This is a genomic window from Pseudomonas sp. PvP028 (assembly GCF_017832255.1).
Classification (GTDB): Bacteria; Pseudomonadota; Gammaproteobacteria; order Pseudomonadales; family Pseudomonadaceae; genus Aquipseudomonas; species Aquipseudomonas syringae.
The window spans coordinates 132769-156507 of record NZ_JAFIBL010000001.1 but is presented as its reverse complement, the minus strand read 5'-3'; the positions used below and the strand labels follow the sequence as shown (position 1 = coordinate 156507).

Genomic DNA, 23739 nt, shown 5'->3' with positions numbered 1-23739 from the left:
ACAGCAGGACTGGAGCCGAGTCGCTCACCTCGTTCGGTAACACTATAAGGCTATTACTTATAGCGATCGAAAAGCAGCTCGGGAGTCCATGCGTCAGGATTCGCGGCACGATTCAACCTGGACCGCTCAGGTCCGGGAAAATCATGGAGTTTCAGTCCACGGGGCCGATTCTGAATGATGAACACGCATGACGGGATGATCCTGCAGGCAATTCATGATTCAGGCCCAGCGTCGCATGACCCAAAAATAAGCCAGCACGGGTCATTAGCGCCTCACAAAGGTGCGACGCGACTGAGACCCCTACACAACAAAGAGCAAACTGGAGGTTTTTGAATGAAGATGTTGAAATCCACCCTGGCTGTCGTCACTGCCTTGGCCGCATTTGGTGTGATCGGGGCTGCAAATGCCGGTACCACCCTTGACGCTATCAAGAAGAAAGGTTTTATCCAGTGCGGCGTCAGCGATGGCCTGCCAGGGTTTTCCGTTCCAGACTCCACCGGCAAGATCACCGGTATCGACGCTGACGTCTGCCGCGCAGTAGCCGCCGCAGTATTTGGCGACGCCACCAAGGTCAAGTTCAGCCAGTTGAACGCCAAGGAGCGCTTCACTGCACTGCAATCGGGCGAGATCGACATCCTTTCGCGTAACACCACCTGGACCAGCTCCCGTGATGCGGGCATGGGCCTGGTGTTCACCGGCGTGACTTACTACGACGGTATCGGCTTCCTGGTAAACAACAAGCTGGGCGTCAATAGCGCCAAGGAACTGGACGGTGCAACCATCTGCATCCAGGCCGGTACCACTACCGAGCTGAACGTCTCCGACTACTTCCGCTCGAACGGCCTGAAATACACCCCGATCACCTTCGACACCTCCGACGAAAGCGCCAAGTCGCTGGAAGGCGGCCGTTGCGACGTACTGACTTCCGACCAGTCGCAACTCTACGCACAGCGCAGCAAGCTGGCCAAGCCGGACGATTACATCGTTCTGCCTGAAGTGATCTCCAAGGAGCCTCTGGGCCCTGTCGTGCGTAAAGGCGACGAAGAGTGGTTCTCGATCGTTCGCTGGACCCTGTTCGCCATGCTCAACGCCGAAGAAGCCAAAATCACTTCCAAGAACGTTGAAGCTGAAGCCAAGTCGACCAAGAACCCTGACGTAGCCCGTATGCTGGGTGCTGACGGTACTTATGGTCAGGACCTCAAGCTGCCGAAAGACTGGGTCGTGCAGATCGTCAAGCAGGTCGGCAACTACGGCGAAGTGTTCGAACGCAACCTGGGCGAAGGCACCCCGCTGAAAATCAAGCGTGGCCAGAACGCTCTGTGGAATGCCGGCGGCATTCAATACGCTCCACCTATTCGCTGATTGACCCGGCGCCCGGCAGGCTTCCCAGCCTGTCGGGCGTTGTTCTGTTGGATTTTTCCTGGGGCATTTCATGGAAAAGCAAATCGTCGCACCCAAGCAAAAGCTCTCTCTGAGCGATCCGAAAGTGCGCGCGTGGTTATTTCAGATCATCACTGTCGTGGCGGTGATCGCGTTGGGCTGGTTTATCTTCGATAACACCCAGACCAATCTGCAACACCGTGGTATCACCTCGGGTTTCGGTTTTCTTGAGAACAGTGCCGGTTTCGGTATCGCTCAGCACCTGATCGACTACAGCGAAGCGGACAGCTATGCCCGTGTGTTCGTTATCGGTCTGCTGAATACCTTGCTGGTGTCGGTTATCGGTATTGTCCTGGCGACCTTGCTGGGCTTTGTCATTGGTGTCGCTCGCCTGTCTCCGAACTGGATGATCAGCAAGCTGGCCACCGTGTATGTCGAAGTCTTCCGCAACATTCCGCCATTGCTGCAGATCCTTTTCTGGTACACCGCCGTATTCCTCACGCTGCCTGGTCCGCGTCAGGCGCATGGCTACCTGGACATGTTCTTCGTCAGCAGCCGCGGGCTCAACATGCCCAGAGCATTGCCTGCCGAAGGCGCCTGGGCATTCCTGGTCAGTCTCGTTGTTGCCGTGATCGCCATCGTCATGATGGTGCGCTGGGCCAACAAGCGCTTCGAAGCCACCGGCCAGCCGTTTCACAAGTTTTGGGTCGGCCTGGCGTTGCTGCTGGTCATCCCTGGCCTGAGCGTGCTGATCTTCGGCAGCCCGGTGCATTGGGAACTGCCACAACTGAAGGGCTTCAACTTCTCGGGCGGCTGGGTGCTGATCCCTGAACTGATCTCCCTGACCCTGGCACTGACTATCTATACGGCGGCGTTCATCGCCGAAATCGTGCGCTCCGGCATCAAGTCGGTCAGCCATGGCCAGACCGAAGCTGCTCGCTCATTGGGCCTGCGCCCTGGGCCGACGCTGCGCAAGGTGATCATCCCGCAGGCGCTACGCGTGATCATTCCGCCGCTGACCAGTCAGTTCTTGAACCTGGCGAAGAACTCTTCGCTGGCAGCCGCCATCGGCTACCCGGAAATGGTTTCCCTGTTTGCCGGTACGGTGCTCAACCAGACCGGGCAGGCCATTGAAGTCATTGCCATCACCATGAGCGTGTACCTGGCGATCAGTATCAGCATTTCCCTGCTGATGAACTGGTACAACAAGCGCATTGCGCTGATCGAGCGGTGAGGAAAAGCGCATGACAACTCATACTTTCAAACCTGATATGCCACCACCGGGCAAAGTGTTCGGTCCGGTAGCGTGGATGCGGCAGAACCTGTTCTCCAGCTGGATCAACACCCTGCTGACCCTGTTCTCGCTGTACCTGATCTATCTGGTCGTGCCGCCGATCATCAGTTGGTCCCTGCTGGACGCCAACTGGATCGGCACGACCAAGGCAGACTGCACCAAAGCGGGCGCCTGCTGGGTGTTCATCGAGCAGCGCTTCGGTCAGTTCATGTACGGCTACTTCCCCAATGAACTGCGCTGGAGGGTCGACCTGACCGCCATTCTGGCGATCGTCGGTGCTGCGCCGCTGTTCATTTCGAAGTTTCCGCGCAAGGCTGTCTACGGTATTGCCTTCCTGGTGATTTACCCGGTTGTCGCGTTCTACCTGCTGCATGGCGGTGCGTTCGGTCTGACCAACGTACCGACCAGCCAGTGGGGCGGTCTGATGCTGACTCTGGTGATCGCCACCGTGGGTATCGTCGGTGCGTTGCCGCTGGGTATCCTGCTGGCGCTCGGTCGTCGTTCCAACATGCCGGCCGTGCGTGTGGTATGCGTGACGTTCATCGAGTTCTGGCGCGGCGTGCCGCTGATCACCGTACTGTTCATGTCGTCGGTGATGCTGCCGCTGTTCATGCCAGAGGGCATGAACTTCGACAAGCTGCTGCGTGCGCTGATCGGCGTCATCCTGTTCCAGTCCGCTTACATTGCTGAAGTAGTCCGTGGCGGCATGCAGGCTATTCCCAAGGGCCAGTACGAAGCAGCCTCGGCGATGGGCCTGGGTTACTGGCGCAGCATGGGTCTGGTGATCCTGCCGCAGGCGTTGAAGATGGTCATTCCCGGCATCGTCAACACGTTCATTGCCTTGTTCAAAGACACCAGCCTGGTGATCATTATCGGCCTGTTCGACCTGCTCAACAGCGTCAAGCAGGCTACCGCCGACCCGGCATGGCTGGGTATGGCCACTGAAGGCTACGTCTTCGCGGCCCTGGTGTTCTGGATCTTCTGTTTCGGTATGTCCCGCTATTCCATGCATTTGGAACGTAAGCTGGACACAGGCCACAAGCGTTAGGAGTTTTGTGATGAGTGAAGTTATCAATAAGCCTCTGGGCGCTGAAGGCATGATCCGCATGGAGGGCGTACACAAGTGGTACGGCCAGTTCCATGTACTCAAGGACATCAACCTGAATGTGCGCCAGGGTGAACGTATCGTGCTGTGCGGCCCGTCGGGCTCGGGCAAGTCGACCACCATTCGCTGCCTCAACCGTCTGGAAGAGCACCAGCAGGGCCGTATCATCGTTGATGGCACCGAACTGACCTCGGACCTCAAGCAGATCGAAACCATCCGCCGTGAAGTCGGCATGGTGTTTCAGCACTTCAACCTGTTCCCGCACCTGACCATCCTGCAGAACTGCACCTTGGCACCGATGTGGGTGCGCAAGATGCCGAAGAAGAAAGCCGAAGAAATCGCCATGCACTATCTGGAGCGTGTGCGGATTCCGGAGCAGGCCCACAAGTTTCCGGGTCAGCTTTCCGGTGGTCAGCAGCAGCGTGTGGCGATTGCCCGTGCCTTGTGCATGAAGCCGAAAATCATGCTATTCGATGAACCGACGTCGGCCCTTGATCCGGAAATGGTCAAGGAAGTGCTCGACACCATGGTGGGCCTGGCTGAAGAAGGCATGACCATGTTGTGCGTGACCCACGAAATGGGCTTTGCCCGTACCGTGGCAAACCGGGTGATCTTCATGGACAAGGGCGAAATCGTCGAACAGGCTGCGCCGAACGACTTCTTCGATAATCCGCAGAGCGACCGTACCAAGCTGTTCCTCAGTCAGATCATTCACTGAGTGGGCTTCTGCTGAACAAGGAAACCGGGCCATGTGCCCGGTTTTTTTTTGTGCCGGCCGTCGCGGTGCGGGTTGTATGCAATTGAGCTGAACCTTGTATTCGCGATGATTCTCCAACAGGATACCGCCCCCCTGAAAAGGGTCGACATACCTGATGACCGAGAAACTGATGACTGCCAAGGCTCAACCCAGCCCCCAACCGACTACCGATCAACCTCATTCCGCTTTGAAGCGCCCCTGGCTGTTGCTGCTGGGCCTGGTGCTGGTCGCCCTCAACCTGCGCCCGGCGCTGTCCAGCATCGCGCCACTGCTTGACACGGTGTCCGACAGCCTGGGCATGTCCGCTGCCGAAGCCGGACTGCTGACCACATTGCCGGTTTTGTGCTTGGGCCTGTTCGCGCCGCTGGCACCGATCCTCGCCCGCCGGTTTGGCAGTGAGCGGGTGGTTATGGTGGTGCTTCTGACACTGGCCGCAGGCCTGGCAGTGCGCAGCCTGTTCGGTCAGGTCGGGCTGTTTGCCGGCAGCCTGCTGGCGGGTGCAAGCATCGGGATCATCGGCGTGTTGCTGCCGGGTATCGTCAAACGTGATTTCCCGCACAAGGCCGGAGCCATGACCGGTGTCTACACCATGGCCTTGTGCCTGGGCGCGGCGATTGCAGCCGGTTCGACGGTGCCGCTGAGTCAGTACGTCGGTGGTAGTTGGCAGATTGGCCTGGGTTTCTGGCTGGTTCCGGCACTGATTGCCGCCGCATTATGGTTTCCGCAGGCGCGTGAAGTGCATGGCACGCATCGCGATGTCTACCGGGTCCGCGGTCTGTTGCGTGACCCGCTGGCCTGGCAGGTCACGCTGTACATGGGCCTGCAGTCGTCGCTGTCGTACATCGTCTTCGGCTGGTTGCCGTCGATCCTCATCGGTCGCGGCCTGACGCCGACCCAGGCCGGTCTGCTGTTGTCCGGCTCGATCATCGCGCAGGTCATCAGCGCGCTGGCGGTACCTTATCTGGCCACACGCGGCAAGGATCAGCGCCTGGCGATCATGCTGGTCATGTCGCTGACCCTGACCGGTCTGTTCGGCTGCCTGTACGCGCCGCTTGGCGGGCTGTGGGGCTGGGCGATCCTGCTGGGGGTCGGGCAGGGCGGCACGTTCAGTCTGGCGCTGGCCTTGATCGTCCTGCGCTCGCGCGACTCACATGTCGCCGCCAACCTGTCGAGCATGGCGCAAGGCGTTGGCTACACCATCGCCTCGACCGGCCCGTTTGCCGTGGGCGTGGTGCATGACATGACCGGCAGCTGGAGCGCGATCGGCTGGATCTTCGCGGTGCTCGGGCTGGGCGCCATCATCGCGGGCATGGGCGCCGGTCGGGCGCTGCAGGTGCAGGTCAGTAGCGAGAAGGTTTGATTTTCGATGATTGTTGGTCATTCGGACCAGGCTTGAGCTGCTTCAGGTCTGAGTCAGATTGGCCAGTGCCCATTGTTCGGCACGGGTGACGCTCAGCCCTGATTTCGCGTTGTAGGTACTGGCGACGTCCCATGCCACGCCTCGGCCCATGGCAAAGACTGCCCGGTATTTGCGCAGATTGTCATCCGGCATTTCCGTCAGCTCGGCCTGCAACTGCGCAACACTCCATACGTGCCGCTCGATGTCGCGCCCCGTGACACGCTCCACAAGATCGGCCAGCCCGGCGTAGGTCAATGTGTCGCCAGCGGTGTACACCACCTGATTCACGATGCGCGGCTCGTGCATCACGATGGCAGCAGTCAGCCTGCCAATGTCCTGTGTGGTGGTGACTGTGACGGCAGTATCGAGGCTGCCCAGCGCATTGATCCGCCCGCCTTGCAGATCGACGACACCGAACGCTGGCTCGAACAGGAAGCTTGTAAACATGCCGGTCGAAACGATCACCCATTCGGTGCGCTGCTGGGTGCGCAGCATTTCCCGCACATCGAGTTGCTCATCGAACAGATCCTGAGGGCTGCCCCGGCCGATAAGGTCGTAGTCAACGCCGAACTGCCAGGGCAGGTAGCGTTTTATGCCGGCCTTGAGCGCCGCATCCGTCAGTTTGCGTTGAGTGCCCCGGCCAGCGGCAAACCCCACACAACTGATTACCGTGTCGTAGCGCGCCATGACAGCGGCAAGTTCGTCCACGGTGGCATCGGCCAGATCGGCTGTTTCGATGGCAATGCCCAGCGCGCGGACTTCTTCGATTTCCACACGCTTGGCAGGCGCCTGAGTACTCAAGCTGCTCTGGCGTAGCAGCACGGCAATGCTCAAGCCATGTGCCCCGGCTTTCTCGACCAGCCCTCGCAACACAGCGAGCCCAAGCTCTCCTGCACCTATTACCAGAATGCGTTGTTTGACGTTTGCGTTATCGGCTTGCATGGTGACCCCTTTGGACAGCCTTTCAATTCAGGCGGGAGAGATGCTGGCATGCCTGTCGACATACAAAAAGTAGGCACATCGGTGATACCGGGCGGGCTGGACGCGCAGGAAGTGGTCAAACGCTCCGAAGCGGCCTGTGCTGCGCTCAGCGATGATGAGGATGGTCTCAAGCGCGACATTCTCGGCCACGCCGGTAACCGATGGTCACTGGGCGTGGTACATGCTCTTGGCGTCAGCAGCCCTTTGCGCCATGCCGAATTGCGCCGAAAGCTGCACGGTGTCACCCAGCGCATGCTCACTCATACCTTGCGCCAGCTTGAACAGGACGGGCTGATCACCCGCCACGACTACCATGAGAAGCCGCTCAGGGTGGAATATTCGTTGACCGACCTGGGCATGGGGCTGCTGGTACAAATGATTCCGCTATGGACTTGGGTGATTGAAAATTCGGAGGCGTTCAGTGCGGCGCGAAATCGTTATCTGGACAGGTAAAAGTGATGGCTGATGCGCCATCAACCCCTCGCCATTTTCCGCAGCGCCGCTTATCGTGCACGGATAATTCGCCAAGGGATGTGCACGCATGAACTACGAAGAACAAAGTCAGGCCAACAGCGCACTGATCACGCGCTTTTATGAGGCATTCGCGCAGCTCGATGCCGAGGCGATGAGTGCCTGCTACACCGATGACGTACTGTTCAGCGACCCTGCCTTTGGTGAATTGCGCGGCGCTCAGGTCGGCGATATGTGGCGCATGCTGACTTCCCGGGCAAAGAATTTCTCGGTGGTCTTCGATCAGGTGCGGGCCGATGACCAGACTGGCAGTGCACACTGGGTGGCGACGTATCTGTTCAGTCAGACCGGGCGCACGGTGGTGAACGATATTCAGGCTCGCTTTGTGTTTCGTGATGGCAAGATCTGCGAGCATCGTGATCATTTCGATATGTGGCGTTGGTCGCGTCAGGCCCTGGGTTTGAAGGGCCTGTTGCTTGGCTGGACGCCTCTGGTGCGCAATGCCGTGAGGGCTCAGGCGCTCAAGGGGCTGAAAACCTTTTCAGAGAGCCGCCGTGCCTGAGGTCGCCAGCACTTCGAGTGCGTCGACTGCCGAACAGGTGGCCGGCAAACCCTGGTTTGTCTATCTGGTGCGCGCTGCCAACGGCGCGCTGTACTGTGGCATCAGTGATGATCCGCAGCGGCGATTCGCTGCGCACCAGAGTGGCAAGGGCGCGCGCTTTTTCTCTTCGAGTCCGGCGATGGCGCTGGTCTACGTTGAACAATGGCCCAGCAAGGGCGAGGCGTTACGCCACGAGCGGCTGATCAAGAAGCTCAGGAAAAGCGCCAAAGAGGCGTTGGCTGCCAGCTACGCAACGTCATCGATCCATGAGCGTGATGCCGTCCCATCAGTTTGAGGCTGTGTGCGGGCAGGGTGGTGCGGGTTAAGCTGTATTTTTCCCACGTGCACAGAGGCTGAACATGTCCGAGTTGATTCTTCACCACTACCCCACGTCGCTGTTCGCCGAAAAAGCCCGTCTGATGCTGGGTTTCAAAGGCCTTGCATGGCGTTCGGTGACTATCCCTTCGATCATGCCCAAGCCTGACCTGACTGCATTGACGGGCGGCTACCGCAGGACTCCGGTATTGCAGGCCGGTGCGGATATCTACTGTGACACGGCGCTCATGGCTCGGCGTCTGGAGCAGGAAAAAGCGTCGCCAGCGTTTTACCCAAAGGGGCAAGAATTTACGGTTGCCGGCCTGGCCGCCTGGGCCGATTCGGTGTTGTTCATGCATGCCGTGAGCCTGGTGTTTCAGCCAGAATCAATGGCTGTGCGCTTTGCCAAGGTGCCGCCAGACGCCGCCAAGGCGTTTGTGGCTGACCGTTCGACGCTGTTCAACGGCGGCACTGCGTCGCGCCCGCCCGTGGAACAGGTCAAACACCAATGGCCTACCCTGATGTCGCGCCTGGAGCTGCAACTTTCGCACGGCGGTGACTTCCTGTTCGGCATACCGTCGATTGCCGATTTCTCGGTCGCCCACACATTGTGGTTTCTCAAGCAGACGCCGGTCACCGCACCCTTTGTCGATGATTATCCGAGTGTCAGGGCCTGGCTCGACCGCGTTCTGGGTTTTGGTCATGGCACGTTCAGCGACCTGAGCTCGGCAGAGGCCATCGAAATCGCCAGAAACGCTACGCCTGCGCCATTGCCCGCTGAAGCTATCGTCGATCCAAACGGCTTCAAGGCAGGTGACAAGGTCGCGGTTTCTGCAGTCGACTATGGCGTCGAAGCAGTTGAGGGCGAGCTGGTATTTAGCGGCCGCGAAGAGCTGATCCTGCGCCGCGAGGACGAGCGTGCAGGCGTCGTGCACGTACATTTCCCGAGAATGGGTTATCGGATCGAGACGCGCTGAGGTTCAACGATGCTCTACGTCGCACTGACGACGCAGAGCATTGGCACGATAGTCTGGCGGGCTACTTCAATGCCGCCAGTATCTGATCCGGGTCAAACCCCCGGATCAGTGTGCCGTTGACGTCGATCAGCGGGATGCCTCTGCCGCCCAGCGCTTCATACGCCTTGCGGCCTTCTTCCGACTTCTCGATGTCGAACTCCTGATACGCAATCCCCTTGCTGTCCAGAAAACGCCGGGTCTGCTTGCAGTAGCCGCACCAGTCGGTGGCGTACATCACCACTTTTGCCTGGCTGTAGCTCTGTGCGACGTCTGCCGGGGGCGGGTTGATGAAGTTCTCGATCCTGCCCCAGTTTTGATAAATCACCACCACCAGCATGATCAGGGCAAACTTCTTCAGGGTGCGCAGCAGCATGTCGGTTACCGTCGCTTCAACTGGTCGGTCAGCTGCGTCGGCAGCCCTTTGATGATCAGGGTGCCGGCGGTTTCGTCGTATTCGATCTTGTCGCCCAGCAGGTGCGCTTCAAAACTGATCGACAGGCCCTCTGCGCGGCCGGTGAAGCGGCGGAACTGGCTGAGGGTGCGCTTATCCGCCGGTATTTCCGGCGACAGGCCGTAGTCCTTGTTGCGAATGTGATCATAGAAGGCGCGCGGACGCTCTTCGTCGATGAGTTCGGACAGCTCCTCCAGGCCCATCGGTTCGCCCATCTTGCTCTGACTGCTGGCGTAGTCGACCAGGGTCTTGGTTTTCTCGCGGGCCGACTCTTCCGGCAGGTCTTCGCTTTCCACGAAATCACTGAATGCCTTGAGCAGGGTACGGGTTTCACCGGGCCCATCCACGCCTTCCTGGCAACCGATGAAGTCGCGGAAGTACTCGGAAACCTTCTTGCCGTTCTTGCCCTTGATGAACGAGATGTATTGCTTGGACTGCTTGTTGTTCTGCCATTCGGAAATATTGATCCGGGCAGCGAGGTGCAACTGGCCAAGGTCCAGGTGTCGGGACGGGGTCACGTCCAGCTCGGCATTCACTGCCACGCCTTCGCTGTGGTGCAGCAGGGCGATGGCCAGGTAGTCGGTCATGCCTTGCTGATAATGGGCGAACAGCACGTGGCCACCCACTGACAGATTGGATTCTTCCATGAGCTTTTGCAGATGCTCGACAGCCACCCTCGAGAACGCAGTGAAGTCGCTGCCACCGTCGATATATTCTTTGAGCCAGCCGCTGAAAGGGTGCGCGCCGGACTCGGGATGGAACAGGCCCCATGCCTTGCCCTGTTTGGCGTTGTAGCTTTCGTTGAGGTCGGCCAGCATGTTCTCGATGGCCTGGGACTCAGCGAGTTCGGAGTCGCGTGCATGGAGAACAGCGGGCGTACCGTCGGGTTTCTTCTCGATCAGGTGGACGATGCAGTGACGGATCGGCATGGGCTTCTCGGCTGAAAAAGGTGAAGAGCGTGCAGCTCGTTGCAAGATGCCCAGTGTAACGCACGCATGCGCCTGATGGCCCCGGACGGGCTGGTTTTCGCCAGCAGCGAGTGTTTGCTGGGTGTTTTTTGTGCAATTAGCATTAAAACCTGACCAAAAGGATAGGTAGAGGCGGATATTTGCCCGGCTCTGTGCTAGTTTTGCCCGGTCTTGCGCACTTAGCGCGTCAAGCGTGCAGTTAGCGCACACGTAGGTCGAACCATTACCCGGTTTCAGTATCTACACTTTCGCGATTAATCGTGGCTGCTAGCGGGTGGCCAGGTTCATTGCCTGGCCACGGGCCGACGTTGCGCTCTGCAATCCAAATGAATTTGATAGGGAAGGAACACCACCATGGCTCTTACTAAAGACCAATTGATCGCCGATATCGCTGAAGCTATCGACGCGCCAAAAACCACCGCGCGTAATGCTCTTGAGCAATTGGGCCAAATTGTTGCCGACCAATTGGAAAACGGCGTGGAAATCACTTTGCCAGGTATCGGCAAACTGAAAGTTGCAGAGCGTCCGGCTCGCACTGGCCGCAACCCTTCGACTGGCGCTGCCATCGAAATCGCTGCCAAGAAAGTTATCAAGTTCGTTCCAGCCAAAGTGCTGACCGACTCGATCAACAAGTAAGCAACCGCTTGCTGTGAAAAAGCCGTGCACCGGTTAACCGGGCACGGCTTTTTTGTGGGCGCTTGGTTCTGCGGACGTCTATCGTTTCTCACGCTCCGCGTGGGACCGCCGTTCGTGACGCTGTGCGGCACATGGCTGAGCCGCACTGCATACTCTGGACCGGACGCCGAGCGTCCGCAGCATGCCAGTCAAAACTGTGCGCGTTGAGCCTTGTCGAGAAACGTCCAGGCCACAAAACGGCTTTGCTTCTGGCCCTGGCCCATTTCCACCACCTTCACTTCAAGCACGCCGGCTTTTTTCAGGGCGCTCTGGATCGGCGGCAGGTTGGAGGCCTTGGACACCAGTGTGCTGAACCATGCCACCTGGCTCGGCAGCAAGGCGCTTTCCTGGATCAGTTGGGTCACGAAGCCGATCTCGCCGCCGTCGCACCACAACTCTTGTGACTGGCCGCCGAAATTGAGCACCGGCAGCTTGCGCTTGGGATCAGCCTTGCCCAGCGCGCGCCACTTGCGCTGGCTGCCACGCTGCGCTTCTTCCAGCGAGGCATGGAAGGGCGGGTTGCAGAGGCTGGCGTGGAAGCGTTCGCTGCTGTCGAGCAGCCCGAGCAGGATCTGCTTGCGATTGCCCTGCTGGCGCACGCTGATGGCCTTGCTGAGGCCGTTAGCCTTCACAATCGTAGTGGCTGCGGCGATGGCGGTGCTGTCGATGTCCGACCCCACGAACTGCCAGCCATAGTCGCTATGCCCCAGCAACGGGTAGATGCAATTGGCGCCAGTGCCGATGTCCAGCGCCTTGATGGAGGCGCCGTGTGGTATCACGCCTTCGTTATCTTCGGCCAGCAGGTCGGCAAGGAAGTGCAGATAGTCCGCACGCCCCGGAATCGGCGGGCACAGGTAATCGGCCGGAATGTCCCAATGAGCGATGCCATAGAACGCTTTGAGCAGCGCGCGGTTGAACACCCGTACCGCCTGCGGATTGGCGAAGTCGATGCTTTCCTTGCCGTAAGGATTGAGGATCACGAACGCTGCCAGCTCGGGGCTGGATTTGATCAGCTTCGCAAAGTCGTACTGGCCCTGATGCCGATTGCGCGGGTGCAAGGTGGCCTTTTCACGCGGTGCAGCAGGTTTGGCTGGCCGCTGAGGCTTCTTGCGCGGTGGTTTGCGGGTATCGGTCATGGATTCGATTGTCAGCCGTGAGGTTGAGTTGCCTGGCTTATTCGCGAGCAAGCGCAGCGTCGCCTTTGGCGTAGTACGCGTTGCTCGCGAATAAGTCAGTACAGAAGTTCAGATAACAAAAAGCCAGCCCATGATCGGGCTGGCTTTTCTGGCCACCTTACAGGCTGGCGATGCGTGCGTGTTGCTCGGCCAGCTTGCCCAGCGCCTGTTCGGCTTCGGTCAGCTTGGCGCGTTCCTTGGCGATGACTTCAGGCGGTGCCTTGTCGACGAAGGCGGCGTTGGACAGCTTGCCGCCGACGCGTTGCACTTCGCCTTGCAGGCGCTGGATTTCCTTGTCCAGGCGCGCCAGCTCGGCCCCTTTGTCGATCAACCCGGCCATCGGCACCAGCACTTCCATGTCACCGACCAGCGCGGTGGCGGACAGCGGTGCTTCTGCGCCTTCGGTGAGTACGGTCATGGATTCGAGCTTGGCGAGCTTCTTGAGCAGGTAATCGTTTTCGCTCAAACGACGCTGATCTTCGGCGCTGACATTCTTGAGGAACAGTTGCAGCGGCTTGCCCGGACCGATATTCATCTCGCCACGGATATTACGCACGGCGAGCATCAGGCCCTTGAGCCATTCGATATCGTCTTCGGCGGCCTGATCGATGCGTGCTTCATTGGCCACCGGCCAGGGTTGCAGCATGATGGTCTTGCCTTGCGCACCGGCCAGCGGCGCGAGGCGCTGCCAGATTTCTTCGGTGATGAACGGCATGAACGGGTGCGCAAGACGCAACGCGACTTCCAGAACGCGAACCAGCGTGCGGCGTGTGCCGCGCTGACGCTCGACCGGCGCTGTTTCGTCCCACAGTACGGGCTTGGACAGCTCCAGATACCAGTCGCAATACTGGTTCCAGATGAATTCGTACAACGCCTGGGCGGCGAGGTCGAAGCGGAACTGGTCCAGCTGGCGGGTCACTTCGGCTTCGGTGCGTTGCAACTGCGAGATGATCCAGCGATCAGCCAGCGACAGTTCGACCGTTTCGCCGTTCTGACCGCAGTCTTCGCCCTTGTCCAGCACGTAGCGCGCTGCGTTCCAGATCTTGTTGCAGAAGTTGCGGTAGCCTTCGACGCGGCCCATGTCGAACTTGATGTCGCGACCGGTGGATGCCAGCGAGCAGAAGGTAAAGCGCAGGGCGTCGGTGCCGTAGCTGGCGATGCCGTCGGCGAACTCCTGGCGGGTCTGCTTCTCGATCTTTTTCGCCAGTTGTGGCTGCATCAGGCCACTGGTGCGTTTCTCTACCAGCGTTTCGAGGTCGATACCGTCGACGATGTCCAGCGGGTCAAGCACGTTGCCCTTGGACTTGGACATCTTCTGGCCCTGGCCATCGCGCACCAGACCATGCACATAGACAGTCTTGAACGGGACTTGCGGCGTGCCGTCCTCATTCTTCACCAGGTGCATGGTGAGCATGATCATCCGCGCGACCCAGAAGAAAATGATGTCGAAGCCGGTGACCAGCACGTCGGTGGAGTGGAAGGTTTCCAGTGCCTTGGTCTTTTCCGGCCAGCCGAGCGTGGAGAAGGTCCACAGGCCCGAGCTGAACCAGGTGTCCAGTACGTCATTGTCCTGCTGCAGCGCGACTTCCGGCCCCAGCTTGTTCTTGGCACGGACTTCGGCTTCGTCGCGGCCGACGTAGACCTTGCCGGACTCGTCGTACCACGCAGGAATGCGGTGGCCCCACCAGAGCTGACGGCTGATGCACCAGTCCTGGATGTCGCGCATCCACGAGAAGTACATGTTTTCGTACTGCTTGGGCACGAACGCGATGCGGCCGTCTTCGACAGCGGCAATTGCAGGCTCGGCCAGCGGCTTGGTGGAGACGTACCACTGATCGGTCAGCCACGGTTCGATGATGGTGCCGGAACGGTCGCCTTTCGGCACCTTCAGTGCGTGATCATCAACGCTGACCAGCAACCCGGCGGCGTCGAACGCGGCAACGATCTGCTTGCGCGCTTCGAAGCGGTCCAGCCCGGCATAGGCTGCAGGCAGGCTGCCGTCGATGCTTTCGTTCAGCGTGCCGTCTAGGTTGAACACCTGAGCGGCGGGCAATACGTTGGCATTCTTGTCGAAAATGTTCAGCAGTGGCAGGTTGTGGCGTTTGCCGACTTCATAGTCGTTGAAATCGTGGGCCGGGGTGATTTTCACGCAGCCGGTGCCGAACTCGGGATCACAGTAATCATCCGCGATGATCGGGATAAGGCGGCCTACCAGAGGCAATTCGACGAACTTACCGATCAGCGCCTTGTAGCGCTCGTCCTGCGGGTTCACCGCAACGGCGGCATCACCGAGCATGGTTTCCGGGCGGGTGGTGGCTACGATCAGGTAATCCAGACCTTCAGCGGTCTTTGCGCCGTCAGCCAGTGGATAACGCAGGTTCCACAAATGACCCTTCTCGTCGTGGTTCTCCACTTCGAGATCAGAAATAGCGGTGTGCAGCTTGGTGTCCCAGTTGACCAGACGCTTGCCACGGTAGATCAGGCCGTCTTCATGCAGGCGCACGAAAGCTTCCTTGACCGCTTCGGACAGGCCGTCGTCCATGGTGAAGCGCTCGCGGCTCCAGTCGACGGACGAGCCCAGGCGGCGGATCTGACGGCTGATGTTGCCGCCGGACTCGGCTTTCCATTCCCAGATCTTGTCCAGAAACTTCTCGCGGCCCAGTTCATGACGGCTTACGCCTTGCGCTTCGAGACGACGCTCGACCAGCATCTGCGTGGCGATACCCGCGTGGTCGGTGCCCGGTTGCCACAGCGTATTGCGGCCCTGCATGCGACGGAAACGGATCAGTGCATCCATGATCGCGTTATTGAAACCGTGGCCCATGTGCAGGCTGCCGGTGACGTTCGGCGGCGGGATCATGATGGTGTACGAGTCACCCACGCCTTGCGGAGCGAAGTAGTTCTCGGACTCCCAGGTCTGGTACCAGGAAGTTTCGATGGCGTGCGGCTGGTAAGTCTTGTCCATGCGCGGCGGGAACCTGTGGCATTGATTCGGAAACCGGTAAGTATAGACCTGACGACCAGCGACAAGCCACAGGAGTAGCTGTGAGCTTCAAGCTGCAAGCTGCAAGCTGGTAGTTCTGTCAGTAGGAGGCGTGTCGGCCAGACGGCATGATCGGTATTCAGACTTTACTTGCAGGGCGGACGCTGCCATGGACGATACGCCTGAAACCAGACGCGTGCTGTGTCGCTATCGCTATGACGCGCTGGACCGTATTGCCGTTGTCGACCCCGAGGCGCAGGAGGCGTTGTCGCGGTTCTATCAAAAGAACCGTCTGACGGTCGAGATACAGGGTGCAACGCGCCGTTGTGTGTTTCACGGTGAGGACCGTTTGTTGGCGGAGTATGAGGCTGACGGCGCTGCCGAGCGAGTGGACCTGCTGGGCACCGACAGGCAAAACAGCGTGCTGCAGGCTGTGGGTTCGCAGGAACGGCAGCCGCTGGCTTATAGCCCTTACGGACATCGCGCACAGGGCGGCCCGTTTTCCGGCTTCAACGGCGAGCGCGCGGACCCTGTGACCGGGCATTACCTGCTGGGTAACGGCTACCGCGCGTTCAACCCGGTGCTGATGCGTTTCAACCGACCAGACTCGCTGAGTCCATTTGGACGGGGAGGCCTGAATGCGTATGCCTACTGTCAGGGGGATCCGGTTAACAGGAGTGATCCGGGCGGGCATATCTCATCGTTCAGGGTGCTTGGGCTGACCATGTTTCCCAAGAAAACTCTTTTCCAACGTCTCCCCAACGAAGTATTGGCAAAGATAATCGAAAACCTACCGTTAAAAGCTGCGAACAATTTGGCGGAAACATCCCGTTCAATGCGTGAAAAGGTATTCGGGCTGATAAAAAAGCCGTGGATTAATGTAGGCGATCCAGACGAACTGTTGACTATTCGCAAGATTTTGAGCAACAAGACAGACCTTTCGCCTGCCATGCTCAAAAATGACACCTTCACAGCACAGTTCGAACGCTCAGCGGCGAACATCAAGCAAGGAATGGACAAAGAGATCAAAAGCCTTGGTCGCCGAGCACAATCAATTCTTGATGACGTGGCGCGCGTGCCGGGCGCCAGTTATTCCCAATTTCAAAATGCGGTAGCTCGAAACCGACGAGCCCATGCAGCCTCCATCGAAATACTGGAAAGTATTGATGGAGTAGTGGGCGAACATAGGCGACTGGACGAAAGCTTGAATTCACTTATTCATCGTGAGGCAGACATGGGGCGGTTGGTAGCCAGCATCCGCGCTGAATTGAATCGACGCTAGCAGAGTGCCCAGACATTTAAGCGCCAGGTTCCAGGCTTCACTTCCGCTGCTGCGCCAATAACCGCTCCAGCCTTGCCTCCAGCCGGCGCTTGATCTCGTTTTCGATATGTGGGGCGAAGTCGTCGATCACGTCCTGCATGATCAATTGCGCGGCTGCGCGCAATTCGCTGTCCAGATGCAGCAGCGCATCAGGGTTGGGCAGCGCTTGCGGCTGATCTGCCTGCTGCACCTGCGGGGCGGGCGCTGTATGGACATCAGGTGTCAGTGTCGGAATGTCGTCTTCGTCGAAGTCCTGTTGATACGCCGCGTCGGGGCGAGCGCCGACGACATCGAACAACAGGGGAATCTGCCCTTCGGGACGAGCGGCGTCGTTCGACTGGGGAGAATGTGCGGGGTCATCGCCGAGCAATTGGCGGATCGACTCGAGATCGTTCAGCAAATGCGCGGATTCAGCTTTTTTTGAAGTATCCATCGTGTCCTCAAAGGCGCTGCAGTCGGTGATCTTGCGGAGGATAGCCCTGTTCGCGGTAGGAGCGGAAACTCTCGCGTGCGGCAAGACGTATCGCCGGGTCTTCGACAACGACTTCGGCCACGCGGGCGAAGCGTTTAAAGAAGGCCGGAATGCTCAGGTCGAGGTTGACCAGCAGGTCGCTGTGTTCGCCCGAATCGTCGCCCAGGCCCAGCACCACGGCAGCATCGTGATCGCTCTCGGCGTCGCCATGGGGTAGAAATACTTCGCCTCTGAAACGCCATAGCCGGGCATCGAGGTCCTCACGCTGCGCAGCATCGCTGCAATGCAGATAGACCTTGTGACCCAGGCGCCAGGCCTTTTCCGTCAGCTTGCAGGCAAAGTCCAGGCGGGCCGCAGGATCGGCGCTGGGCAAAATGTAGAAGTCGACTTGAGTCATGTGGGTTCCAGAACCGGAGGCGTATCGACTGTGCTGCCGATACGCCAGGGTCTCTTTTTATACGCCGGCGCGGTCGAGCAGGTATTGGGTCAGCAGCGGAACAGGACGTCCGGTGGCGCCTTTTTCCTTGCCGCCGCTCAGCCATGCAGTGCCGGCGATGTCCAGGTGAGCCCAGTGGTAGGCCTTGGTGAAGCGCGACAGGAAGCAGGCCGCGGTGATGGTGCCGCCTTTCGGGCCGCCGATGTTGGCGATGTCGGCGAACGGGCTGTCGAGCTGCTCCTGATACTCATCGAACAACGGCAGCTGCCAGGCACGGTCATCGGCCTGTTTGCCCGCGTCGAGCAACTGATTGATCAGCGCGTCGTTATTGCCCAGCAGGCCGGAGGTATGGCCGCCCAGTGCAACGACGCAGGCGCCGGTCAGGGTTGCGATATCGATGACCGCCTGCGGCTTGAAACGCTCGGCGTAGGTCAGTGCATCGCACAGCACCAGACGGCCTTCGGCGTCGGTGTTGAGGATTTCGACGGTCTGGCCGCTCATGGTCGTGACGATGTCGCCTGGACGTGTCGCGGTGCCGCTCGGCATGTTTTCGGCACAGGCCAGAATGCACACCAGATTGATCGGCAGCTTCAATTCGAGCACCGCACGCAGGGTGCCGAACACACTGGCTGCGCCGCACATGTCGAACTTCATCTCGTCCATGCCAGAGGCAGGCTTGATGCTGATGCCGCCGGTGTCGAAGGTGATGCCTTTACCGACCAGCACAAAAGGCTGGTCGCCTTTTTTGCCACCCTGGTAGTTCATGACGATGAGGCGCGGCGGCTGGGCGCTGCCCTGTGCTACCGCGAGGAAAGAACCCATGCCCAGGTCGGCCAGTTTCTTCTCGTCGTGGACTTCCACTTTCAGGTTCTTGTGGGCCTTGCCCAGCGCCTTGGCTTCTTCGCCCAGGTAGGTCGGGTGGCAGATGTTCGGCGGCAGATTGCCGAGGTCGCGGGTCAGCGCCATGCCGGTGGCGATTGCCTGAGCGTGAGTCGAAGCGCGTTCGACGTCAGCCGCCTTGATCTTGTCGGTCAGCAGGGTGATTTTCTTCAGGGCGCGAACGTCGGCTTTCTGGGTCTTGAAGCGGTCGAAGACGTATTCGCCGTCGGCCAGGGCTTCGACCAGCAGGCGAGCCATGCCATAGGTGTCGCGGTTTTTCACCGAGAGGTCATCGAGCGCAATCGCTGCATCGGTGCCGCCCAGGCCCTTGAGGCAGGTGAGCGCTGCGCCGACGATTTTTTTCAACTGACGGTCCGACAGCTCGTCTTCCTTGCCAGTGCCGACCAGCAGGACGCGCTCGGCCTTGATGTTGGGCAGGTTGTGCAACAGCAGGCTCTGGCCGACCTTGCCGGCCAGATCGCCGCGCTTGAGGATCAGCGAAACGGCTCCGCCGCTGAGGATATCCACAGTCCTGGCAGCACCGGCCAATACACGGCTTTCACCGACGGTGACCACCAGCGTTGCGGTTTTCAAGGTTTCTGGGCTTACGCTTTTAACAACCAATTCCATGTGGGGTCCCCGAATAGACGATGAGAGTCGCAATATGAATGTCGTACGCGGCATGGCCTGAGTGTTTTCAGGGGCGATGCCTGCGCTAAGCCTTGCAGTTTGACCCCGCTGCACGACTGCTGACAACCCCGCAGAGCTGCCTGTCTGGCGTCTATGTGCGAACTATCCCCGGTGCGCAGTGACAGAAACACACATTCACAGGATAATGCCGCATATTTTTTGAGGCCCACGCCTTTTTTCGGCGTGAAGCTCTGGTTGCCGTGGCTCACAAATTTTCCCTGTTTGGCTGCCTGAGCCTGACAACTCTGGAGTGTCTGGTTTGATTGTCTTCCGTTATCTGTCCCGAGAAGTGCTGCTTACCTTGAGTGCGGTCAGCGCCGTACTGCTGGTCTTCATCATGAGCGGGCGCTTTATCAAGTACCTGGCGCAGGCTGCGTCCGGTGCGCTCGATCCTGGCGTGCTGTTTCTGATCATGGGCTTCCGTCTGCCAGGCTTTCTGCAGGTGATTCTGCCGCTGGGCCTGTTCCTCGGCATCCTCATGGCGTACGGGCGCCTGTACCTGGAAAGCGAGATGACCGTGCTGGCCGCAACCGGCATGAGTCAGCAGCGTCTGCTGGCCATCACCATGGGGCCGGCCACGCTGGTCGGGCTTCTGGTTGCCTGGTTGAGCTTCAGCCTGGCTCCGCAGGGCGCTACGCAGTTTTCGCTGCTGATCAATCAGCAGGACGCCATGACCGAGTTCGACACGCTGGTGCCGGGCCGTTTTCAGGCGCTGCGTGACGGCACGCGTATCACCTATACCAAGGAGCTGTCGGAAGACCGCTCGCAACTGGCCGGTGTGTTCATCTCGGAAAAACGCATGTCCAGCGACAAGAGCAAGGACAACGGCATCACCGTGCTGGTCGCGGAGAAGGGCCACCAGGAGGTACGCCCCAATGGCAGTCGCTTCCTGATCCTCGAGAACGGCTATCGCTATGACGGTAATCCGGGGGCGGCCGACTATCGCGTGATCAAGTACGACACCTATGGGGCGATGCTGCCCAAGCCGGAAATCAGCGAAGAAATCACCGACCGTGAAGCCATTCCGACCAGCGAACTGATCGGCAACCCGGCCCCGCGTTCAGTGGCCGAGTTGCAGTGGCGTATTTCGCTGCCGCTGTCGGTGTTCATCGTGACCTTGATGGCCATTCCGCTGTCACGGGTCAATCCGCGCCAGGGCCGTTACTTGAAACTGCTGCCGGCGATCCTGCTGTATATGTCGTACCTGGCCATTCTGATTTCGGTGCGCAGTTCGCTGGAGAAAGGCAAGTTGCCACTCAGCCTGGGGATGTGGTGGGTGCATGCCATCTACCTGTCCATCGGCCTGCTGTTGTTCTATTGGGAGCCTCTGCGTCTGAAGATGGCGAGTCGTCGCAGCGTCACGGAGGTGACTCGTGGTCAAGCTTGATCGATACATTGGCAAAAGCGTCCTGCTGGCGATTCTCGCCGTTCTGGGCATCATTCTGGGGCTGGTCTCGCTGTTCGCATTCATCGACGAGATGGGCGATATCAGCGACACCTACACGCTGGCGGATGCCCTCAGCTACGTCATGCTGACGGCGCCACGTCGCGTCTACGACACTTTGCCGATGGCCGCCCTGATCGGTTGCCTGATCGGTCTGGGCACGCTGGCCAGCAGCAGCGAGCTGACCATCATGCGAGCGGCGGGCGTGTCCATCGGGCGCATCGTCTGGGCGGTCATGAAGCCCATGCTGGTGCTGATGATCGCAGGCGTGCTGGTCGGCGAGTACGTTGCTCCCTATGCCGAGAACCAGGCTCAGGCTGCGCGATCGCTGGCTCAGGGCTCAGGTGATGCGCAGAGCGCCCGCCATGGTCTATGGCACCGCCAGGGCGATGAATTCATCCACATCAACACGGTGCAGCCCAATGGCCTGATGCTCGGTGTGACGCGTTATCGTTTCGACGACCAGCGCCACATGCTGACGTCCAGCTTTGCCAAAGAGGCCCACTTCAAGACCGATTACTGGGAATTGAAGGACGTCGCCACCACGCACTTCAATGACGGCAGCACCGAGGTCGTCAATACGCCGGTAGAGCGCTGGGACGTGGCATTGAGCCCGCAGCTGCTGAGCACGGTGATCATGCCGCCGGAGTCGCTGTCCATCAGCGGCCTCTGGAGTTACGCGCATTACCTGGCTGATCAGGGCTTGAGCAATGGCCGCTACTGGCTGGCGTTCTGGACCAAGGTCCTGCAACCGGCGGTGACCGTCGCGTTGGTGCTGATGGCAATCTCGTTCATCTTCGGCCCGCTGCGCTCGGTTACGCTGGGGCAGCGCGTGTTCACCGGTGTAGTGGTGGGCTTTACTTTCCGCATCATTCAGGACCTGCTCGGCCCATCGAGCCTGCTGTTCGGCTTCCCGCCGTTGCTGGCAGTGCTGCTGCCTGCCGCAGCCTGTGCGCTGGCCGGGATACTTCTGTTACGCCGTGCCGGGTAATGCACCGGCAGGACTGAAAAAGCCGACCCCCTGGTCGGCTTTTTCATGGGCGCTTTCTCAGCCGTGAAAATCCCGCATGCAAAAAAGCCTCTGGCATCGCTGCCAGAGGCTTTCTTGTATTTGCGTGGTTGCGTCGTTATCAGCCTTCGGCTTGAACTTCGTCAGCCTGCATGCCTTTCTGGCCTTGCACCGCAATGAAGGTAACTTTCTGACCTTCTTTCAGGCTCTTGAAGCCGTTACCCTGAATGGCGCGGAAGTGTACGAACAGATCCGGCCCGCTCTCAGGAGTGATAAAACCAAAACCTTTTTCGTCGTTGAACCACTTGACGGTACCGCTCTGACGTTCAGCCATTTTCTTATTTCCTTGACGCTTGACTTGAATTGGTTACAGCCTCTTTCACATGAAAGAGCACTGGGGCTGGTTGCAGGAAGTAAGAAACGTAGAACGGGTTGTAGCAAACCTTGAGCTACTGCCCAGGTCCAGATTCAGCGACCCATGCAAACACAGTTCGGAAACTCTACGCCAAGTCCCGTTACAAATACAACCCCCTTGCCTGGCACCCTGTTTCCGGGGCTTTGGCCTGATAAACGCAGTGTTTGCGCAGCGTGCACGGTGTTCGGTCTGTCATAACATTTTGCACTTTATAGGTGCATTTTTGGCATATATGACAGGCTGTTCATGCGGGTGAAACATTGACGAAACACTGCGGGGAACAGTGCTACAGCAACACCGAAGTGTTGCTGTTTTTTTGACGCCGCTATTTAACCGCGGAAGTAACGTTGCGCAACGAAAGGCATTTTTGCGACGAGCATGCGCACTCTCTTGCCGCGCACCAACGCCCACACAGGTGTGTTCAGCGCCGTGTAATCGTTAGGCAGATAACCCATGGCCAGCGGGCCAGCCAGCGAAGGGCCAAAACCGCCGCTGCATACCGTACCGATAACAGTGCCTTGTTCATCGACGATCTCTGTACCTTCACGCACGGGCGTGCGCTCTTGGGGGAGCAGGCCGACTCGCTTCTTGCTAACGCCGTTCTGTTGCTGGGCAAAGATTCGCTCGGCTCCAGGAAAGCCGCCTGCACGCGCACCGTCGGCACGACGCACTTTGGAAATGGCCCATAACAGGCTGGCCTCGATCGGCGAGGTCTGCGTGTCCATATCATGGCCGTACAGGCACAGGCCGGCTTCCAGTCGCAGCGAATCACGTGCGCCCAGGCCGATCGGGGCCACTTCCGGTTCTTCCAGCAGGCGGCGCGCCAGGGCCTCAGCCTGTTTGGCAGGTACTGAAATTTCATAGCCGTCTTCGCCGGTATAGCCCGAGCGACTGACGTAGCATTTGACGCCGAGCAGCGTGACGCTGGCGAACTGCATGAAAGTCATTTTGGCGACTTCCGGGGCCAGGCGTGCCAGCACGGTCACAGCGGCCGGCCCTTGCAGCGCGAGCAGGGCGCGTTCTTCAAACAGCGGTTCGATCTTGCAATGCCCGGCCAGGTGCTTGCACAAGTGCGCCAGGTCCTGATCCTTGCAGGCTGCGTTGACCACCAGCATCAACTGGTCGTTGCCGAGGTTGGCAACCATCAGGTCATCGAGAATGCCGCCGTTCTCATCGGTGAACATCGCGTAACGCTGCATGCCGACCGGCAGGTCAATGATGTCCACCGGCACCAGGGCTTCCAGGGCTTTGGCGGCGTCTGCACCGGTAAGGCGAATCTGGCCCATGTGCGAGACATCGAACAGACCGGCCAGCGCGCGGGTGTGCAGGTGCTCTTTCATTACGCCAGCCGGGTATTGAACAGGCATGTCGTAACCGGCGAAGGGCACCATCTTCGCGCCGAGTTCGCGGTGCAGGGCATGCAGGGGAGTGGTCAGCAGTGATTCTGTGGACATGTTCGATTCCTTGTTGAGCGGGCCGTGCCAATGGGCATTACCTGTGCG

23 protein-coding genes are annotated in these 23739 nt (G+C 59.3%); 13 read left to right on the top strand and 10 right to left on the bottom strand.

The window, feature by feature from the left end; genetic code table 11:
- The first annotated feature begins 333 nt into the window (after positions 1–333).
- The 5 genes from JOE34_RS00705 (at position 334) to JOE34_RS00685 (ending at position 5896) form a co-directional block, all read left to right on the top strand.
- Positions 334–1362 carry an amino acid ABC transporter substrate-binding protein gene (locus tag JOE34_RS00705; RefSeq protein ID WP_003421775.1) on the top strand — a complete coding sequence of 343 codons (1029 nt, stop codon included), beginning with the start codon at positions 334–336 and terminating at the stop codon, positions 1360–1362.
- 70 nt (positions 1363–1432) lie between these two features.
- The gene (locus tag JOE34_RS00700; RefSeq protein ID WP_003421776.1) at positions 1433–2614 is read left to right on the top strand and encodes an amino acid ABC transporter permease; all 1182 of its coding nucleotides are present in this window, start codon (positions 1433–1435) and stop codon (positions 2612–2614) included.
- Positions 2615–2624: 10 nt separating this feature from the next.
- Positions 2625–3722 carry an amino acid ABC transporter permease gene (locus JOE34_RS00695; protein WP_004402865.1) on the top strand — a complete coding sequence of 366 codons (1098 nt, stop codon included), beginning with the start codon at positions 2625–2627 and terminating at the stop codon, positions 3720–3722.
- A 10-nt stretch (positions 3723–3732) separates the two neighbouring features.
- Positions 3733–4497 carry an amino acid ABC transporter ATP-binding protein gene (locus JOE34_RS00690; protein WP_003408905.1) on the top strand — a complete coding sequence of 255 codons (765 nt, stop codon included), beginning with the start codon at positions 3733–3735 and terminating at the stop codon, positions 4495–4497.
- 169 nt (positions 4498–4666) lie between these two features.
- Positions 4667–5896 carry a CynX/NimT family MFS transporter gene (locus JOE34_RS00685; protein WP_192874801.1) on the top strand — a complete coding sequence of 410 codons (1230 nt, stop codon included), beginning with the start codon at positions 4667–4669 and terminating at the stop codon, positions 5894–5896.
- Positions 5897–5938: 42 nt separating this feature from the next.
- On the opposite strand, the gene JOE34_RS00680 is transcribed toward JOE34_RS00685, so the two are convergent.
- Complete coding sequence (locus JOE34_RS00680; protein ID WP_010424555.1) at positions 5939–6877, bottom strand: aromatic alcohol reductase; 939 nt, start codon at positions 6875–6877, stop codon at positions 5939–5941.
- 48 nt (positions 6878–6925) lie between these two features.
- On the opposite strand from JOE34_RS00680, the gene JOE34_RS00675 reads away from it, so the two are divergent.
- The 4 genes from JOE34_RS00675 (at position 6926) to JOE34_RS00660 (ending at position 9280) form a co-directional block, all read left to right on the top strand.
- Entirely contained in the window at positions 6926–7369 is a 444-nt protein-coding gene (locus JOE34_RS00675) for a helix-turn-helix domain-containing protein (RefSeq protein ID WP_010424553.1), read from the top strand.
- An 88-nt stretch (positions 7370–7457) separates the two neighbouring features.
- The gene (locus JOE34_RS00670) at positions 7458–7949 is read left to right on the top strand and encodes a nuclear transport factor 2 family protein (RefSeq protein WP_010424552.1); all 492 of its coding nucleotides are present in this window, start codon (positions 7458–7460) and stop codon (positions 7947–7949) included.
- Complete coding sequence (locus tag JOE34_RS00665) at positions 7942–8283, top strand: GIY-YIG nuclease family protein (protein ID WP_003421784.1); 342 nt, start codon at positions 7942–7944, stop codon at positions 8281–8283. Before JOE34_RS00670 ends, JOE34_RS00665 begins: the two co-directional genes overlap by 8 nt.
- A 64-nt stretch (positions 8284–8347) precedes the next feature.
- A complete protein-coding gene (locus tag JOE34_RS00660) occupies positions 8348–9280 on the top strand; it encodes a glutathione S-transferase family protein (RefSeq protein WP_010424551.1) in 933 nt (310 codons plus the stop codon).
- Between the two features lie 61 nt (positions 9281–9341).
- On the opposite strand, the gene JOE34_RS00655 is transcribed toward JOE34_RS00660, so the two are convergent.
- Together JOE34_RS00655 and yejK are read right to left on the bottom strand one after the other, a co-directional pair.
- A complete protein-coding gene (locus JOE34_RS00655) occupies positions 9342–9692 on the bottom strand; it encodes a glutaredoxin family protein (RefSeq protein WP_003316908.1) in 351 nt (116 codons plus the stop codon).
- A 5-nt stretch (positions 9693–9697) separates the two neighbouring features.
- The gene (gene yejK, locus JOE34_RS00650) at positions 9698–10699 is read right to left on the bottom strand and encodes a nucleoid-associated protein YejK (RefSeq protein ID WP_004402875.1); all 1002 of its coding nucleotides are present in this window, start codon (positions 10697–10699) and stop codon (positions 9698–9700) included.
- Between the two features lie 393 nt (positions 10700–11092).
- On the opposite strand from yejK, the gene JOE34_RS00645 reads away from it, so the two are divergent.
- On the top strand, positions 11093–11374 hold the full coding sequence (locus JOE34_RS00645) for an HU family DNA-binding protein (protein WP_002552279.1): 282 nt from the start codon (positions 11093–11095) through the stop codon (positions 11372–11374).
- 188 nt (positions 11375–11562) lie between these two features.
- On the opposite strand, the gene rlmF is transcribed toward JOE34_RS00645, so the two are convergent.
- Together rlmF and JOE34_RS00635 are read right to left on the bottom strand one after the other, a co-directional pair.
- On the bottom strand, positions 11563–12549 hold the full coding sequence (rlmF, locus tag JOE34_RS00640; RefSeq protein WP_209994954.1) for a 23S rRNA (adenine(1618)-N(6))-methyltransferase RlmF: 987 nt from the start codon (positions 12547–12549) through the stop codon (positions 11563–11565).
- A 157-nt stretch (positions 12550–12706) separates the two neighbouring features.
- Positions 12707–15553, bottom strand: coding sequence for a valine--tRNA ligase (locus tag JOE34_RS00635; protein ID WP_209994953.1), 2847 nt, complete (start codon positions 15551–15553; stop codon positions 12707–12709).
- A 187-nt stretch (positions 15554–15740) separates the two neighbouring features.
- Between JOE34_RS00635 and JOE34_RS00630 the strand changes: the two genes are divergently transcribed.
- Complete coding sequence (locus JOE34_RS00630) at positions 15741–16853, top strand: RHS repeat-associated core domain-containing protein (RefSeq protein WP_010424543.1); 1113 nt, start codon at positions 15741–15743, stop codon at positions 16851–16853.
- 37 nt (positions 16854–16890) lie between these two features.
- Here JOE34_RS00630 and JOE34_RS00625 read toward each other — a convergent pair whose 3' ends face one another.
- Genes JOE34_RS00625 through JOE34_RS00615 form a run of 3 tightly spaced genes read right to left on the bottom strand, consistent with a single transcriptional unit; the run spans position 16891 to position 19309 of the window.
- A complete protein-coding gene (locus JOE34_RS00625; RefSeq protein ID WP_198705694.1) occupies positions 16891–17325 on the bottom strand; it encodes a DNA polymerase III subunit chi in 435 nt (144 codons plus the stop codon).
- 7 nt (positions 17326–17332) lie between these two features.
- On the bottom strand, positions 17333–17761 hold the full coding sequence (locus tag JOE34_RS00620; RefSeq protein ID WP_002552284.1) for a DNA polymerase III subunit chi: 429 nt from the start codon (positions 17759–17761) through the stop codon (positions 17333–17335).
- Positions 17762–17818: 57 nt separating this feature from the next.
- Positions 17819–19309 (bottom strand): leucyl aminopeptidase, encoded by a 1491-nt coding sequence (locus JOE34_RS00615; protein ID WP_003316900.1) that lies wholly within the window; start codon positions 19307–19309, stop codon positions 17819–17821.
- Positions 19310–19628: 319 nt separating this feature from the next.
- Between JOE34_RS00615 and lptF the strand changes: the two genes are divergently transcribed.
- Positions 19629–20756, top strand: a complete 1128-nt coding sequence (lptF, locus tag JOE34_RS00610) for an LPS export ABC transporter permease LptF (RefSeq protein ID WP_003316899.1) — start codon at positions 19629–19631, stop codon at positions 20754–20756.
- The gene (lptG, locus tag JOE34_RS00605) at positions 20743–21804 is read left to right on the top strand and encodes an LPS export ABC transporter permease LptG (RefSeq protein ID WP_003316898.1); all 1062 of its coding nucleotides are present in this window, start codon (positions 20743–20745) and stop codon (positions 21802–21804) included. Before lptF ends, lptG begins: the two co-directional genes overlap by 14 nt.
- A 139-nt stretch (positions 21805–21943) precedes the next feature.
- Here the strand turns inward: lptG and JOE34_RS00600 are convergent, their stop codons facing one another.
- Positions 21944–22156 carry a cold-shock protein gene (locus JOE34_RS00600; RefSeq protein ID WP_003316897.1) on the bottom strand — a complete coding sequence of 71 codons (213 nt, stop codon included), beginning with the start codon at positions 22154–22156 and terminating at the stop codon, positions 21944–21946.
- A 410-nt stretch (positions 22157–22566) separates the two neighbouring features.
- Positions 22567–23691 (bottom strand): glycine cleavage system aminomethyltransferase GcvT, encoded by a 1125-nt coding sequence (gcvT, locus tag JOE34_RS00595; protein WP_104723961.1) that lies wholly within the window; start codon positions 23689–23691, stop codon positions 22567–22569.
- Between the last annotated feature and the right edge of the window lie 48 nt (positions 23692–23739).